General features: G+C 71.2%; 16 protein-coding genes. 14 read left to right on the top strand and 2 right to left on the bottom strand.

Annotated elements, in window-relative coordinates:
* Positions 1-27: 27 nt before the first annotated feature.
* From NI17_RS16775 to NI17_RS16765, 3 genes are all read left to right on the top strand, one after another.
* Entirely contained in the window at positions 28-663 is a 636-nt protein-coding gene (locus tag NI17_RS16775) for a histidine phosphatase family protein (RefSeq protein ID WP_068688171.1), read from the top strand.
* Positions 664-878: 215 nt separating this feature from the next.
* Positions 879-977 (top strand): 30S ribosomal protein bS22, encoded by a 99-nt coding sequence (locus tag NI17_RS16770; protein ID WP_078760640.1) that lies wholly within the window; start codon positions 879-881, stop codon positions 975-977.
* A gap of 119 nt (positions 978-1,096) precedes the next feature.
* Positions 1,097-2,098, top strand: coding sequence for an NAD-dependent epimerase/dehydratase family protein (locus NI17_RS16765; protein WP_068688172.1), 1,002 nt, complete (start codon positions 1,097-1,099; stop codon positions 2,096-2,098).
* A gap of 65 nt (positions 2,099-2,163) precedes the next feature.
* Here NI17_RS16765 and NI17_RS16760 read toward each other — a convergent pair whose 3' ends face one another.
* Complete coding sequence (locus tag NI17_RS16760; protein ID WP_084012405.1) at positions 2,164-3,057, bottom strand: HAD family hydrolase; 894 nt, start codon at positions 3,055-3,057, stop codon at positions 2,164-2,166.
* Positions 3,058-3,243: 186 nt separating this feature from the next.
* Here NI17_RS16760 and NI17_RS16755 point away from each other — a divergent pair, with 186 nt between their 5' ends.
* The 11 genes from NI17_RS16755 to NI17_RS16715 all read left to right on the top strand — a co-directional run bounded on the left by NI17_RS16755 (position 3,244) and on the right by NI17_RS16715 (position 13,803).
* A complete protein-coding gene (locus NI17_RS16755; protein WP_068688173.1) occupies positions 3,244-4,449 on the top strand; it encodes a putative quinol monooxygenase in 1,206 nt (401 codons plus the stop codon).
* A gap of 182 nt (positions 4,450-4,631) precedes the next feature.
* Positions 4,632-5,318, top strand: a complete 687-nt coding sequence (locus tag NI17_RS16750; protein WP_068688174.1) for an LmeA family phospholipid-binding protein — start codon at positions 4,632-4,634, stop codon at positions 5,316-5,318.
* Positions 5,319-5,381: 63 nt separating this feature from the next.
* Entirely contained in the window at positions 5,382-5,510 is a 129-nt protein-coding gene (locus NI17_RS24465; protein ID WP_267887163.1) for a hypothetical protein, read from the top strand.
* A 12-nt stretch (positions 5,511-5,522) separates the two neighbouring features.
* The gene (locus NI17_RS24720; protein WP_424565557.1) at positions 5,523-5,648 is read left to right on the top strand and encodes a putative leader peptide; all 126 of its coding nucleotides are present in this window, start codon (positions 5,523-5,525) and stop codon (positions 5,646-5,648) included.
* 228 nt (positions 5,649-5,876) lie between these two features.
* Positions 5,877-6,716 carry a sulfurtransferase gene (locus NI17_RS16745; protein ID WP_068688175.1) on the top strand — a complete coding sequence of 280 codons (840 nt, stop codon included), beginning with the start codon at positions 5,877-5,879 and terminating at the stop codon, positions 6,714-6,716.
* Positions 6,713-7,015 (top strand): DUF1416 domain-containing protein, encoded by a 303-nt coding sequence (locus tag NI17_RS16740; protein WP_068688176.1) that lies wholly within the window; start codon positions 6,713-6,715, stop codon positions 7,013-7,015. The genes NI17_RS16745 and NI17_RS16740 overlap by 4 nt, the downstream gene beginning before the upstream one ends.
* 186 nt (positions 7,016-7,201) lie before the next feature.
* A complete protein-coding gene (locus NI17_RS16735) occupies positions 7,202-7,966 on the top strand; it encodes a hypothetical protein (protein ID WP_068688177.1) in 765 nt (254 codons plus the stop codon).
* Positions 7,967-8,080: 114 nt separating this feature from the next.
* Positions 8,081-9,577, top strand: a complete 1,497-nt coding sequence (locus tag NI17_RS16730) for an RNA polymerase sigma factor (RefSeq protein WP_068688178.1) — start codon at positions 8,081-8,083, stop codon at positions 9,575-9,577.
* Positions 9,578-9,711: 134 nt separating this feature from the next.
* Entirely contained in the window at positions 9,712-11,643 is a 1,932-nt protein-coding gene (locus NI17_RS16725) for a hypothetical protein (RefSeq protein ID WP_119268011.1), read from the top strand.
* 180 nt (positions 11,644-11,823) lie between these two features.
* Positions 11,824-13,080, top strand: a complete 1,257-nt coding sequence (locus NI17_RS16720; RefSeq protein ID WP_068688180.1) for a MurT ligase domain-containing protein — start codon at positions 11,824-11,826, stop codon at positions 13,078-13,080.
* 12 nt (positions 13,081-13,092) lie between these two features.
* Positions 13,093-13,803, top strand: coding sequence for a type 1 glutamine amidotransferase (locus NI17_RS16715; RefSeq protein WP_068688181.1), 711 nt, complete (start codon positions 13,093-13,095; stop codon positions 13,801-13,803).
* Between the two features lie 85 nt (positions 13,804-13,888).
* On the opposite strand, the gene NI17_RS16710 is transcribed toward NI17_RS16715, so the two are convergent.
* Positions 13,889-15,721: a cellulase family glycosylhydrolase gene (locus NI17_RS16710; RefSeq protein WP_199859927.1), complete on the bottom strand. Its 1,833-nt coding sequence runs from the start codon at positions 15,719-15,721 to the stop codon at positions 13,889-13,891.
* Between the last annotated feature and the right edge of the window lie 9 nt (positions 15,722-15,730).

Genomic DNA, 15,730 nt, shown 5'->3' with positions numbered 1-15,730 from the left:
GAACCAGAAGGAAAGCGGTCCGGCGCCATGTCCACGACCACCGTCATCCACCTGCTGCGCCACGGTGAGGTGCACAATCCCGAGGGAATCCTCTACGGGAGGCTTCCCGACTTCCATCTCAGCGAGCGGGGACGCCAGATGGCCGAACTCGCGGCGGAGTGGCTCTCCGACCGTGACGTCGCGGTGCTGTACTCCTCGCCGCTGGAACGGGCGCAGGAGACCGCCGAGCCGATCTCCACCGGGCTCGACCTGCAGGTCCATCTCGACGCGCGGCTGCTGGAGGCCGCCAACCGCTTCGAGGGAAAGCCCTTCACCTCCCGCTCGATCGCCGACCCGCGCATCTGGAGCAGGCTGTACAACCCGTTCCTGCCCTCCTGGGGCGAGCCGTACCGCGCGATCGTGCGGCGCATGAGCGAGGTCGTCCGCCACGTGCGCAAGGAGGCGTGGGGGCGCGAGGCGGTGTGCGTCAGCCACCAGCTCCCCATCTGGGTCATCCGGCGCGCCGCCGAGAAGCAGCGCCTGTGGCACCGTCCGGACCGACGCCAGTGCAACCTGGCCAGTGTCACCTCGCTGACCTTCGAGGAGGAGCGACTGGTCGCCGTCTCCTACGCCGAACCGGCGGCGTCCCTGTACCCCGGCAGTTCCGCCATACCGGGGGCCTGAGCTGCCCGTTCCGGGCCGAGGAGGAAACGGCCGCGTTCGTCCCGCGGACGGAGAGGGTAGGCTAGTTTTTTGGGCGCCGCTTCGGACGAGGCGGCTCACCCGGGTGTCGGGCCGCGTGTCGCGTGCCGCCGCACCCGCCCCGACGGCGGATCGGTCCCCTGTCCCGTGTCACGCCGTCATGCTCTTTCCACCGATTGTGCAACCGAGGTGATCCCATGGGTTCGGTCATCAAGAAGCGTCGCAAGCGCATGGCGAAGAAGAAGCACCGCAAGCTGCTCAAGAAGACCCGTATCGCACGCCGCAACAAGAAGTAGGCCTGTCTCTCCGCGGACGTGTCGCGAGGACCGGTTCCCCTCACGGCGGGTGTGGTGGTTGCGAGCGACGCGGAGACAACCCTCCTCCGCCACCTCCGCCCGTTGAAGGAGTCGTCGATATGGCCCGCGTCGTGCTTGTCACCGGGGTCTCGGGTTATCTGGGGGCCAGAGTCGCAACCGCCCTGCAGGACCACCCCGACGTGGAACGAGTCATCGGCGTCGACTCCGCGGCGCCCGAGCATCCGCTGGGACGGACGGAGTTCGTCCGGGCCGGGTTGCACGGCGGCGGTGTCGCCGCGGCCGTACGGGATTCGGGCGCCGACACCGTCCTTCATCTCCGGTTGGCCGTCGCGCCGCAGACGGCGGGGCGTGCGCGGACGGCGGAGAACAACGTCCTGGGCACGATGCAGTTGCTGGAGGCGTGCCAGCGGTCCAGCAGCGTGCGGCGGCTCGTCGTCCGCTCCACGGCCGCGGTCTACGGCTGTGCGCACGAGCCGCGCCAGGAGGTTCCGGACGCCGAGAGGATCCGCGTCCGGAGGACGGCGCGACCGAGAGAACTCACCGAGGCCGCCGTGTCGGAGCGCTATGTGCGCGGTCTCGGCCGCCGACGGCCCGACCTGTCCATCGCGGTGCTGCGCCTCGCCGATCTCATGGGGCCGTCGGTGGAGTCTCCGCTCACCCAGTACCTGGAGCGGCGTCTGGTGCCGGTGCTGCGGGGCCACGACCCCCGGATGCAGTTCCTGCACGAGGAGGACGGGGTCGAGGTCATCCGCAGGATGGCGCTCACCGACCGCGACGGCGTCTTCGACGTGGCCGCCCCGGACGCGATCCCGCTGTCGCAGTGCCTGCGCCGGGCCGGGCGGTCCATGATGCTGCCGGTGCCCGAACCGGGGCTGCGGGTACTGGGCAGCCTGGCGGGCCGCCGACGGCTCGACTACTCCCCCGAGCGGCTGCGGCAGTTGGACTCCGGCCGCCTCCTGGACTGCAGCGCGGTGCAGCGCGCCCTCGACTGGTCGCCGACCTACACCTCGCAGGAGGCCTTCGACAGTTACGTGGCCGGGTGCGCGGTGTCGCGCACGGTCCCGGCCCGCCGTCGGCGCCGCCCGCTGCGCCGCGCCTGAGCGGCGCGCCTGAGCGGCGCGCCGCGGCCTCCCCGCCTCTCCGGGCGGCGCGCCGTGACCGCCGCTCAGAGGGGTCTGCGGCGGCGTAGCAGGCCCACCAGGACCCCGCCCGCCACCGCTCCCGCCATCGCGGAGGGCAGGCCGACGGTCAGCGCGGTGCGGTGCCTGCGGAAGTCGTGCACGGGCCAGCCGTGCGTGTGGGCGTGCCGTTGCAGGTCGTCGTCGGGGTTGACCGCGTTGGGGTGGCCCACCAGGGACAGCAGCGGAAGGTCGTTGTAGGAGTCGCTGTAGGCGGTGCACCGGGTGAGGTCGAGGTTCTCCAGCTCCGCGAGCGCGCGGACCGCCTCGGCCTTGGCGGGGCCGTGCAGCAGGTCGCCCACCAGGCGGCCCGTGTACACGCCGTCCACGGACTCGGCGACCGTGCCCAGTGCGCCGGTGAGTCCGAGGCGGCGTTTGATGATGTCGGCGAGCTCCACCGGGGTCGCGGTGACCAGCCAGACCCGCTGTCCGGCGTCGAGGTGGCGCCGCACCAGCCGCCGCGCGCCCTCCCAGATGCGGTCGGCCATGGTCTCGTCGTAGATCTCCTCGCACAGCGTGACCAGGTCGTCGACCTTGTGCCCGGCCACGAACGCCAGGGCCGCCTCGCGTGCGGCGTTGATGTGGTTGCGCTGCTCGGAGCCGCTGATCCGGAAGACCATCTGCCCCCAGCCGAACCGGAGGAGGTCACGGGTGGTGAACAGGTCGCGTGCGGCCAGTCCGCGGGCGAAGTGGTAGATGGACGCGCCGCGCATGAGCGTGTTGTCCACGTCGAAGAAGGCGGCGGTTCTGTGGGGATCGGCACGCTCGTCGGAGGCGTGCGCGTCGTCCGTGTGGACGAGGGTGTTGGCGGCTGCCGTGGCGGAGGCCGCTCCGGCGAGCGCGGTGCGGCCGTGGTCACGGTCTCGGAGACGGCTCCACATGGAGACGAGCCTACGGGCAGGGATGGCGGGTGGGTCGCGGTTGGGGAACCCGAAGACATGGGGAGTGAGGTAAGTCACATATCCCTGTCAAAAATGACCGATATGCCAGAATGATCCCACTCCTGGGTTGGATTGCTCCGGAACCGAATGCGCGTTCCGTCCGAAAAGTGCAGCATCATTGTCGGGATGGTCGAGGTAGGACTTGCATTCGTCTGCGCCCTGGTGGCCTGGAGCGCCACCGCGGCGCTCGGCGCGCGTGCTTATCGGTATCCGGGAATCGCCACCGTCGTCTGGGTGACGGCCGCGGTGGCGACCACGGTCGCGCTCAGCGCGGCCTTCCCCGCCGCCCTCCTGGACTTCTCCAACGCCACCTTCCGCATCCTCCAGATCGGTGTGGGCCTGCTGGGACCGCTGTTCCTGGGGTGGGGAGCCGTCGAGTACGCGGTGGAGTCGCCCAGAGGCCGGTTCGGAACGCGTCTGGTGGTCACCACGCTGACCGTCGTCCCGCTGGTGGTCCTCAGCCTGGACCGGCTGCGCGGACGCTTCGACAGCGGCTATCCGGCCGCGTCGGAGCACTACGACGCGATCCCGATGGGCGTCCTCGCGCTCGTGCACCTGTTCGTCCTGGTGGCGCTGCTGACCGCGGCGGTCTCGGCGGCACGGCGCATGCCCGAGGCGCCGGCGCGGGGACGGCACGAACTGGGCGTGCTGGGACTGGTGGCGCTGGCGGCACTGCTGGAGATCCTCGTCAGCCGGTTCGGACTGGGCCCGCTCGGCCAGCTCATGATGCTGGGAGCGGTGAGCGCGCTGTGGGTCGCGGTGCTCAGGGCGAGCGCCCCGCCGCGTCGCGGCGGCCGGCGCAGGGGCAGGGGCCGTGACCGCGACGAGGACGAGTTCTTCGACGACGACCCCGACGAGGAAGACGAGGAGGAGCCGGTGCGACGCAGACGGCGCAGAGCCGACCACGACGACTTCGACGAGGAGCCGGTGCGACGCGGGCGGCGCAGGGCCGAACCCGGCGACTTCGACGCCCCGGAGCCCGAACCGCGCAGAGCCCCCAAGGTCCAGGGGATCATCACCATCTACACGCTGAAAGAGGGCCACGAGGCGGCCTTCGACGACTGCGTGGACGAGGTCGTCGACGAGGTCAGCCGACTGGAGCCCGACACGCTCCTGTACGCCTGCCACACCGTGCCCAGCTCTCCGCAGCAGCGCATCGTCTACGCCATCTACCGCGACCGCCTGGCCTACGAGGAACACGAGCAGCAGCCGCACGTGATCGACTTCGCGCGGCGCTGCGTCCGCCACATCGTGGCCACCAACGTCATCGAGCTGTCCCTGGCGGGGGCGTCGGCGGCCGACAACCTCCCCGACATGCTGATGCCGCACTGATCCCGGCCGGGGCACCCGACGGCAGGCTCCCGAAGCTGGGTGCTTCCTCAAAGTTCACTGGGATACTCCACCGCGGATCCGGACCAACCGGACGACTGAAGTAATCTCCTAGCGATACCCGGGTCCGGTGCGTTCGAAGCGCAGCGTGGCTCGCTGAATCTACGGAGTGTGCTGGAAGCCCGATGCGAAAGTTCCTCGTCTTCCTGATTTTCCTGCTGGTGCTGCTGGTGGCCGCCGACCGCGGGTCCCACTACGCGGCGGAGAGTGAGATCGCCAAGCGGATCGCGCAGCAGTACGACATGGCGGCCGAACCGGAGGTCACCATCGGGGGCTTCCCGTTCCTCAACCAGGCCATCGGCGGGGAATACCAGGAGATCCACGTGGTCACCGGCGCACTGACCGTCGAGGAGGTGCAGGTCGACCGGGTCGACGTGACGCTGACCGACGTCAGGGCCCCCTTCTCCGACCTGCTGTCGCAGCCCAACGTGGTGGCCGGAGGCGTTGAGGGCACGGTGCTGCTGCCCTACAGCGAGCTGCAGAAGCGGCTGCCCCCCGGCGTGGTGATCGAGAGCGAGAACGGGGAGCCCCGCATCTCCGGCGACCTCGCCTACGAGGGCTTCAGCGTCTCCGTCTCCAGCAGGTTCCAGATCGAGGTGGAGGACGACGTCCTCATCGTCACCCCGAGCGACGTCGAACTGGGTGAGGAACTGGTGCCGATGAGCTGGGCGCAGACCATGCTCGCGCCCACGGTGCAGCTTCCCCGCCTGCCCTTCGACCTGAGGGTGACCGAGGTGGAACTGCTGCCGAACGGCATCCAGGCCACCGCTGTGGGCAGCGACGTGCAGATCGTCGGCTCCTCCGACGCCTGACCCGCCGCCGTCCGCCCGCACACCGAGAACATCCCGCACCACTCCCGCACCCGGTGGTGCGGGATGTTCTTTCCCGGCCCCGTCCACGGCGCCGCGGTCGCGGCGGGCGGCACCGGCCTGCCGCGCAAACCCCGCACCACCGGCGTTCGCCGCCGCGGGCGGCGGCGGACGGCTCCGGCCCGCGGCCTGTGAAACAGCCCACCCGTGACATCGGAGTGTCAAGCACGTAACATCGTCTCCGTGACTTTCCTGACAGACGCGCTCTTGACGAAGCGACGCGCCGTCGACTTCTGCCGTGTCGCCACGGCGCTCTGTCACGCTGCCTGTTAGAGCGACCACGCTCACGGCCTCGCGGCCTTCCCGCCGCCGCACCCTCTCCCACGCGCCACTCCGCGCGGAGACGACACCCGTGACACGGGCCGTTCTCCGCTTCCCGACGCGCAACGCACCCGACCCGCCACGACAACGGGGGCACGAGTGCGTCCCGGACGGCGACGTTCCGTTCCGGAAGATTCGCACGCTGTGTCAAGCAGCAGAAACACAACCAAGGAGGTTCCCATGAGCCGCTCCGACGTCCTGGTGGACGCCGACTGGGTGGAGGCTCACCTGAACGACCCGGATGTCGTCATCGTCGAGGTCGACGAGGACACCTCGGCCTACGACAAGGGCCACATCCGCAACGCGGTCAAGATCGACTGGAAGAAGGACCTCCAGGACCCGGTCCGTCGCGACTTCGTCGACAAGGCCGGCTTCGAGGCGCTGCTGTCCGAGCGCGGCATCGCCAACGACCACACCGTCGTGCTCTACGGCGGCAACAACAACTGGTTCGCCGCCTACGCCTACTGGTACTTCAAGCTCTACGGCCACGAGAAGGTGCGCCTGCTCGACGGCGGCCGCAAGAAGTGGGAGCTGGAGTCCCGCGAGCTGGTCGAGGAGGTCCCGCAGCGCGAGAGGACCACCTACACCGCCAAGGAGCAGGACCCCTCCATCCGCGCCTTCCGCGACGAGGTCGTCTCCGCGATCGGCAGCAAGGCCCTGGTCGACGTCCGCTCGCCCGACGAGTTCACCGGCAAGCTGCTGGCTCCCGCGCACCTGCCGCAGGAGACCTCGCAGCGCCCGGGCCACATCCCGACCGCCCGCAACATCCCGTGGGCCAAGACCGCCAACGAGGACGGCACCTTCAAGTCCAACGAGGAACTGAAGGAGCTGTACGAGCAGGCCGGGGTCGACCTGGACAAGGACATCATCGCCTACTGCCGGATCGGCGAGCGCTCCTCGCACACCTGGTTCGCCCTGCACGAGCTGCTGGGGCTGGAGAACGTGAAGAACTACGACGGCTCCTGGACCGAGTACGGCTCCCTGGTGGGCGTCCCGGTGGAGCTGGGGGAGGCCAAGTGAGCACATGCGGAGCCCCGGTCGGGGGAGTGGCCCTCGCCGACGTCGACGCGGGGGACCAGGCGGTCATCCAGGGCACGGTGACCCGGGACGGCCAGCCGCTCGCCAGCGCCTACGTGCGCCTGCTCAGCGCCTCCGACGACTTCGTCGGTGAGGTCGTGACCGGTGAGGAGGGCACCTTCCGCTTCTTCGCCGCCGACGGCGAGTGGAAGATCCGGGTGCTGGCCTCCAAGGGCTTCACCGCCGAGTACGCGGTGGACGCCGAGACCGGCAAGGTCGTCGACCTGCAGGTGCAGGCCTGATCGTCGGACGGCCGTCGCGGCGCGGCCGTCCACCGGTGGCGACGGGAGGGTCTCCCGTCGCCACCGGCGTTTCCGGGGCCGGGAAGATTCTTCCGGGATTCGCGCCGAAAAACCGTTGTCCCCGGCCCCCGGTGTGGCTCTTACCGGTGAACGCGCAGAAACGACGCACACCAAGGAGCCGCGACGATGCCCACCCTCCGTATCCGGCGGATACTGACCGCCGCGATCCTCGCCGTCGGCACGGGGATCGCCTCCCCGGCCACGGCCTCCTCCGCGCTCGCCGACGACGTCGGCCCGGCCTCGGGCGGCCCGCTCGTCGAGGCCGAGCCCACCGTGCCGTTCACCCCGCTGCCGCTCCCGTCCGGCCCCCTCGTGCTGCTGGACGAGCTCGAGGAGTCGCCCGAGGACACTCCCCCGGCGCCCTGCCCCGACGAGGGCTGCGAGAGCGGCGAGGAGGACCCGCCGGTCGACGGGTGCACCGTCGAGGAGCCCTGCGGGCCCGAGGAGGACGGCTGGACCGAGACCGACGGCGGGTGCTTCTTCCACCATGACGACCGCGGCCGGGTGTACTGCCCGGGCGACGAGCACCCCGTCCCCCTCGACGAGGACGGCTGCTTCGTGAAGAACGACCACGTCTACTGCCCCGGGACCCCCGAGCCGCCGGACACCCCCCTGCCGGACTGCCCCCTCACCCACGTCTCCGACAGTTGCCTGCCCGCCGACACCCCCCACGAGCCGGGGAGCGAACCCGGCGACGGGCCCGGGGAGACTCCCGCCGACAGGCCCCACGACGCCCCCGCCGACAGGCCCCGAGCCGACAGCGGGCTGCCGGTGACCGGCCCCGGTCTGGCACTGCTCGCGGGAACGGGCGGGCTGCTCACCGCGGTCGGCGCGGGGGGACTGCTGCTGTACCGGCGCCGCGACCAGCACGGCGACGGCATCGAAGGCTGATTCCGCAGCCACCCGAGACGGCGCGACCGCGGAAGCGGGGAACCGTGACCGCGGTCGCGCCACCACCGTTGGCGGGACTATGCCGGAACCGACAGCGAGGCTAGGCTCTTGGCCATGCGTGACGCAGACATCGTGCACGCGATCGCGAGAGGCGAGCGGGACGGACTGAGCGAGGCGTACCGAGCCTACGCCGATCGCCTCTACGACTACAGTCTGAGGCTGCTCGACGACGCCGAGGCGGCCGCCGACACGGTGCACGACGTCTTCCTCATCGCACGCGAGCGGATCACCCAGTTGCGCGACCCCGACGCGCTGCGCCCCTGGCTGTACGCCATCGCCCGCTCCCGGTGCCACCGCGTCCTCCGCACCCGCGGCCGGTTCACCGCACTCGACGAGGCGACGGACATGAGCGACGAGACCCTGCGCCCTCCCGAGACCGAAGTCCACCGGGAGCAGACACGCGACCTCGTCCACGAGGCGATGAGGGGTCTCAACCCGCGTGAGCACGAGGTCATCCACCTGACCCTGCGCCACCAACTGGACGGTCCCGCACTGGCCGCGGTCCTCGGCGTCGGCGTCAAACAGGCCAACGCGGTGGCCTCCACCGCGCGCGCCCAGCTCGAACGCTCCATAGGCGCGCTGCTGGTGGCACGTACCCGGGGCCGCGACTGCGAAGCGCTGCGCACCCTGCTCCGGGGGTGGGACGGCCGGTTCAGCCCGCTGTGGCGCAAGCGGATCAACCGTCACCTGGCCACGTGTGAGAACTGCGAACGCGAACGCGCCGCACTGGTGGCCCCCGCGTCGCTGCTGGGCGTGCTGCCCATCGCCGCGGCCCCCGCCTTCCTGCGCGAGCAGTTGCTGACCAACGCCTTCGACCCCGAACTGGTCTCCCACCACGCCGAGTTCGCCGCCCAGGCCGGCCCCTACCGCGGCGACGGCTTCCCCGCGCGGGGCGACGGAGCGACCAGGACCCCCGCCGGTCCCGGGCGGCTGTCCGCCGCGCTGACGCTGGCCGCCGGGCTGCTGGTCCTGGCCCTGGCGGGCTGGACCGCGCTGCCGCTGCTGGCCGAGGTGGCGGCGGGCGGCAACGAGGTCGAGGCGGTACCGGTGGTCTCCCTGGAACCGGTCGAACCCCGCCTCTCCGTCCCCTCTCCGGAGACCACGGCCGCGGCCGACCCGACCGCGCGGGAGCCCCGGGCCCCGGAGGCGGACGCGGTCGAGACGGAGGTCCCGGTCTCCGGAGCCCCCGCCTCCCCGGACGCCGGGGAGCCCGAGCCGGGAGACGGCGAGTCCCCGGCCGTCCCGCTGTCCCTCTCCGCCGGTGCGCGGGACGCCACCGAGGAGGAGTGCCCCGCCACCTGGACCCTGGCGGTGTCCGCCCGGACCCGGGGAGAGGCGACCGCGGTGACCCTGACCGTCACCGGTCCCTCCGGCTCCCAGCGGGTCGCCATGGCCCCCGGCGACGCCCCCGGCGACTGGTACGCCAGCGTCGGCGGACTGCCCCTGGACGCCTCGGTGGCCTGGTCGGTCACGGCCAGCGCGGCCGACGGAGCCACCGCGACCACCGAGGGCAAGACCTACCGGGCCGCGTGCCAGGCGGGACCGGACTGACGCGGGCAGCGCCGATCCGGTGGACCGGTTTCCGCAAAGCCGTGACACCATGGCTACGAATTGGCCACAGTCGTGTCCATCGCCTGAGGATTCGCCGGTCTGTCCCCTCGTGGCCGGGTGGGAGGTTGTGAGCGTTGCCCGACGACCGATCGGAGCGCAGACGGTCAGGCAGGCCCTTTCTCGGCTGGCGCTACGAGACGCTGGTCCCTTCGCCGGGGCCGCCGCCGCGTCGCCCCACCCCCGAGGAGCGCGCCGCCGACGCCGACTGGGAGACGGCCAAACGCCGCTCCGAAGCCGAGACCAACCGTCCCCTGCTGGTCGGCCTGTGCCTTCTCGTCCTCATCGGCACGGTCATGCTCCTGCTGACCATGATCGGGGTGATGCCGCTCCTCCTCGCCGTCCTCGGCTGCCTCGCCTGCCTGGCCGTGGCGTTCCCGGTGTTCCTCGTCCTCGCCCAGAGCCGCAGCGACATGGGAGAACTGCTCGCCAGAGAACGGGGCCGACGCGCCTCGGAACAGGAGAGGAAGCGGCGTGAACTCCGGGAGCGGCAGGAGGAGCACGCCGCCCGGTACACCGAGTGGCAGCACCGCAGGCGCGTCTACGAGGCCCAGCCTCGCTGGCACGCCGTCGAGGTCTCCGAGGACACCCACCGGGTCGTCGCCGTGGGCGGAGCCGAGATCGGCTGGTCCGCGCTGCTCACCACGGTCGGCGCGGCCCTGATCAGGGACGGCGGGGACCTCACCGTCGTCGACCTCTCGGGGCGTGCGGTCGCCGGGCAGTTCGTCGCGCTCACCCAACGCTGCGGTCTCATCCCCCGGGTCTGGGTGCTGCCCGCGGACCTGCCCCGGATGAAGCTCGGAGCCAACCTCAACACCCGCCGCCGCGCCGCGATCCTCGCCGCCACGGTCCGGGCCGTCGATCCCGGAGGAGACGTCGACGCCGACCGGGGCGTCCTGGAGCGGATCTTCGCGGTGCTGGGCGGTGACGCCGAGATCGTACGGGTCGTCGCCGCACTCGGGTGGCTCGGACTGCCGGGGGAGGACGACGCCCGCGACGATCCGGCGCTGGCCCTGCTGACCGGCCGGGAACGCGAGGAGCTGCGCGAGGCGTTCGCCGACGACCCCGCGGCCGCGGAACGGGCCTGCGCGCTGCGTCGGGCACTGCTGCCCTTCGAAGGACTGGGCATCCGCGCCGAGCAGGAGCCCTACGCCCAGGTGAAGATCATCGCCACCGACCGCAGCGCCGGGGAGTTCGCCGAGCGTGCCTACGGCACCTACACCGCCGAGTCGCTCAGCACACTGCTGGAGCTGCGGGCCGCCCGGAGCGGACCGGGACGGCCGTGGACGCGCATGATCGTCCTGTGCGGTGCCGACGCGCTGCCCGAGTGGGCGGTGCGCCGCCTGACCGACGCCGCCGCGCGACTGGCCACCGGGGTGGTGCTGCTGTACCGGCGGGCGGGTGAGAACGCCCTGGCCCAACTGCGCGCGGAAGGAGTCCTGCCCGTGGTCATGCGCCAGCCCGACGCGGACTCGGCCGCGGCCGTCGCCGACTTCCTCGGCGCCGACCGCCGGGTGCGGCTGCACCCGCTCACCGAGATCGTCGGAGCCGCGCTGGACGGAACCACCGCCGACGGCTACACCACCGACACCTCCCAGCGGGTCACCGCGGCCTCCCCGGTCCGCCACGCCGCCAAGTCGATCGCTCCGCTCACCCTCGTCCGGCACATCCGCGCGGCCACCGCCTGGGGCAAGGCCACCACGCACGCGGCCGAGCAGGACACGCTGTCGGCCGAGGACAGCACCGACCGGCTCATCACCCAGAAGCTGGACGTCTACGGCCTGCGGCGGCTGCCGCACACCGCCATGGTCCTGCCCGGTCCCTCGGGTGCCCCGGTGGTCGCCGACACCAATCCCGGAATCCTCACCCTGCCCACCGCGACGCTGAGGACCGCGGAGGAGGCCGACGCCGAGGCCGGGACGGACACGGCCGAACCGGCCGGGGAGGAGGCGGAGGCCAACGTCGGCCCGCCCCCCGAACGCCTCGACTGGCGGCGTCCGGTGGGGTGAGCGCCGCCCGCACCGGCCCGGGGACCGGACGGACGTGTTAACCGGGCACTCCGGAAATGTGAAGAAGGCGCAACCCGAGGCGTCGTGACGGTTTGCGCCCTTGACAGGGCAATAGGCTTGGGACGGCCGCCTGTAGCGAAGGCGTCTCTTACTCTCTTCCATCGAACGTTGTGGGGATCAATGAGCGAACTTCCCTTGCGTGCCCAGCTCGCTGCCGCGCTGGGCAGGGGCGCGGCCTCGTTGTCCCGGGCCACCGGGCGCGGCGACGGCTCGGTCATCGGGGGGCGAATCGCGCTCAAGGTCGAACCGAACCTGCTCGCCGAACTCGCCCGCGGACGCCGGATCGCCCTGGTCAGCGCTACCAACGGAAAGACCACCACGACCCGGCTGATCTCCTCGGCCCTGCGTGAGATCGGTGAGATCGCCACCAACGAGCACGGCGCGAACATGCCGACCGGCCACATCACCGCGCTGTCCAACCACCCCAGGGCGCGGGTCGGTGTCCTGGAGACCGACGAGAAGTACCTGCCGCAGGTGCTGCGCGAGACCAACGCCGTCGTGGTCGTGCTGATGAACCTGAGCCGCGACCAGATGGACCGCGCCTCCGAGATCAACCTGCTGGCCAAGAAGTGGCGGGAAGCCCTGTCGGAGAGCCAGGCGCACGTCGTCGCCAACGCCGACGACCCCCTGGTCACCTGGGCCGGACTCGGCGCGCCGCACGCGACCTGGGTCGCGGCCGGGCAGCGGTGGAAGGAGGACTCGTGGTGCTGCCCCGAGTGCGGAGGCCACCTCAAGCGTGAGCCCGACCCGCACTGGGAGTGCCCCGAGTGCGGGCTGAGCAGGCCCGCCACCACGTGGTCGGTGGACAACACCGCCGACACGGTCACCGACCCCGAAGGCCAGAAGCACAAACTCCAGTTGCGGCTGCCGGGGGACGCCAACCGCGCCAACGCGGCGATCGCGCTGGCCACGGCCGCCGCCTACGGAATCCGCCCCGAGCAGGCGCTGCCCCGGCTGCGCGAGATCGAGTCGGTCGCCGGACGCTACACCTCGGTGGTCACCAACGGGGTCGAGGTCAGGCTGCTGCTGGCCAAGAACCCGGCGGGCTGGCTGGAGTCGTTCGCCGTCCTGGACCCGCCGCGGGTGCCGGTCATTCTCTCGGTGAACGCGCAGATCCCCGACGGACGCGACACCTCCTGGCTGTGGGACGTGGACTACACGGTGCTGCGCGGCCGCCGCGTGTTCGTGATGGGGGAGCGCCGCACCGACCTCGCGCTGCGCCTGGAGACCGACGAGGTGCCCTTCGAGGTGGCCGACAGCGTCGAGCAGATCCTCACCGAACTCAAGTCGGAGCAGCCCGACATCACCAAGGTCGACGTGATCGCCAACTACACGGCCTTCCAGCAGATCCGCACGGCCTACGGCCGTATCCAGTAGAGGGGGAGTCCCATGAGCGACACCAGCAGCGCACTGCGGATCGTGTGGATCTACCCCGACCTGCTCAGCACCTACGGCGACCAGGGCAACGTGCTGATCCTGCGGCGCCGCGCCGAACTGCGCGGCATCGCCACCGAGATCGTGCGCGTCCACTCCAGCGATCCGGTTCCGGTGGAGGGCGACATCTACCTGCTCGGCGGCGGCGAGGACCGGCCGCAGATCCTCGCGGCGGAGCGGCTGCGCGCCGACGGCGGGCTCAAGCGGGCGGCCGAGCGGGGCGCGGCGGTCTTCGCGGTCTGCGCCGGATACCAGATCATCGGCGAGACCTACGGCGACGACGCCGCCAACCCGCTGCCCGGCGTCGGCATTCTCGACGTGCGCAGCGGCCGGGGGGAGACCAGGGCGGTCGGGGAGATCGTCGCGGACGTGGACCCGGCCCTGGGCGTGGGGCGGATCACCGGGTTCGAGAACCACCAGGGCCGCACCGCGATCGGTCCGTCGGCCAAGCCCCTGTCGACCACGGTCAGGGGAATCGGCAACGACGACGCCACCGAGGGCGCCTACCAGGGGCAGATCCTCGGCACCTACCTGCACGGTCCGGCGCTGCCGCGCAACCCGGCGCTCGCCGACCTGCTGCTGCGCTGGCGGGTGGGCGAGATCGCGCCGCTGCCGCCGTCGTGGGGTGAGCGCCTGCACGACGAGCGGCTGGCCGCCGTGCTGTAGCCGTACGGGGACCGCGCCGCCGCAGCCGCACAAGGAGTGGCCAGCGGCGGCGCGGTCCTTTCCGCTTCCCGACCGAGCGGACGTGTCAGGCGGGCGGGGCGCCCCAGACCACCGTTCCGCCGATGTGCGCGGTCACCGTCCCGGTGACCGTCCACTCGGTGTCGGCGCTGCGGCTGTAGTCGTCGCTCTCGTCGAAGTTCGCCCAGTTCGACGTGTGGACGCGCCCCTGGACCTCGGTGGAGGCGCCGGGGGCCAGGCTGCCGCTGAGGGTGAGCGCCAGGTAGGAGTCGGCGCCCGGGGCGGACAGCGAGCCGAAGGACGCGCTGACGTTGGAGCAGGACGCCTGTGCCCAGTCGCACGAGTACCGGAGGGCGCCGCCGGACTCGTTGCTGAAGTAGTAGCGGATCTCCACGTCGGCCAGGTCGACCGTGGTGCCTCCGGTGTTGACCAGTCGCAGCCCCGGACCGATCTGGTTGTCGTCGGTGGAGAGGCTGTTGTTGCGGTACTGGACCTGGAGTTCACCCGAAGGGTCCGTGGGCGGGTCGGTGGGGTCCGTGGGCGGGTCGGTCGGGTCGGTGGGCGGGTCGGTCGGGGCGTCGCCGTAGTACTGGTTCAGCGACAGACCGGTGGTGGAGCCGCTGCCGCCCAGCGGGACCTGGTGGTCCAGGCCGACGAACTTGTTGTCGTGCTGCCACAGGGCGGGTTCGAGGAAGGCGTACTTCTGCTCGTCCCAGGTCACCCAGTCGTAGCCGAGCAGACCGCCGGTGTCCCCGGAGTTGGGGTTGAGCGCCCAGAACGTGTGGTGCAGTCGCTCCTCGACGATGAGAGAGCGCAGCGCCTCCATCCACTTCTCGTTGTCGCCGCCGTCGAGGAAGCCGCCCCACTCGCCGATCAGCAGCGGCGCGGTGTCGTCCTCGTGGATGTAGAGCCAGTTGGGGCGCCAGACGTCCTCGGTCAGGGTCTGCTTGTTCCACTCGCCCTCGAACCACTCCTGCTGGAAGACGCTGGGGCCGTAGTCGTGCGGCGAGTAGACCAGTTGGTCCTGGTGCGCGCCCAGGTCGACGGGGTGGTCGGCGACGCCGCGCAGGTTTCCGCCCCACCAGGTGGAGTGGTAGTCCCGGCTGTCGGTGGAGGACCAGTTCTGTCCGTCCTCGGGGTAGACCTCGATGCCCTCGCACAGGATGAGCATGTTCGGGTTGATGGCGAGGATGCGGTTGCCCGCGGTCTCGCAGACGTGCTTGAAGTTGTCGACGTCGGTGGAGCCGTCCCACTTGGCGCGGGGGTCCTCGTCGGCCTTGCCGTGGGGTTCGTTCTTGATGTCGGCGGCGACGATGGTGTCGTTGTTCCTGTAGCGCTCGGTGATCCATTCCCAGGCGACGTAGAGGTCCTCCGTCGTGATGTCGCCCTTGTACCACACCGGGTAGACGTGGCCGGAGTTGTCGGCTTCGGCGCTGTGCACGTCGAGCATGACCTTGAGGCCGTACTTCTCGCAGAGTTGCAGCCAGTAGTCGAAGACCTCGAGGTTGCTCATGCCCGTCAACTCGGGATTGACGTACTCGTTGACCCCGCTCGGCGCGGCCTGGCCGTCCCTCCACTCCAGGAGCAGTTGGGTGCTGACGGGAACGCGCACGATGTTGATGCCGCGTTCGGCCATCGCCCGGGTGACGTCCTCGATGTTGGCGGCCCACAGCCCGTGGAACACGCGTTCGCTGGTGTTGAAGCCGAACCAGTTGGCTCCGGTGAGCCACACCTCGTTGCCCGCGGCGTCCACGATCCGGTTGCCGTCGGTGTGCAGCCAGTCGTCGCCGTCGGCGGCGAGGGCGGGAGAGGGCGCCAGCGGGACGAGCGCGGTCGCTGCGAGGGCGGCCGCGACCGCGCCGACGCGTATTCGTTTCATCAGGAGGGTCGGTGTGCCCACTGCCTGTGT

The organism is Thermobifida halotolerans (assembly GCF_003574835.2).
Classification (GTDB): Bacteria; Actinomycetota; Actinomycetes; order Streptosporangiales; family Streptosporangiaceae; genus Thermobifida; species Thermobifida halotolerans.
This window is presented reverse-complemented; position numbering and strand designations above follow the sequence as displayed.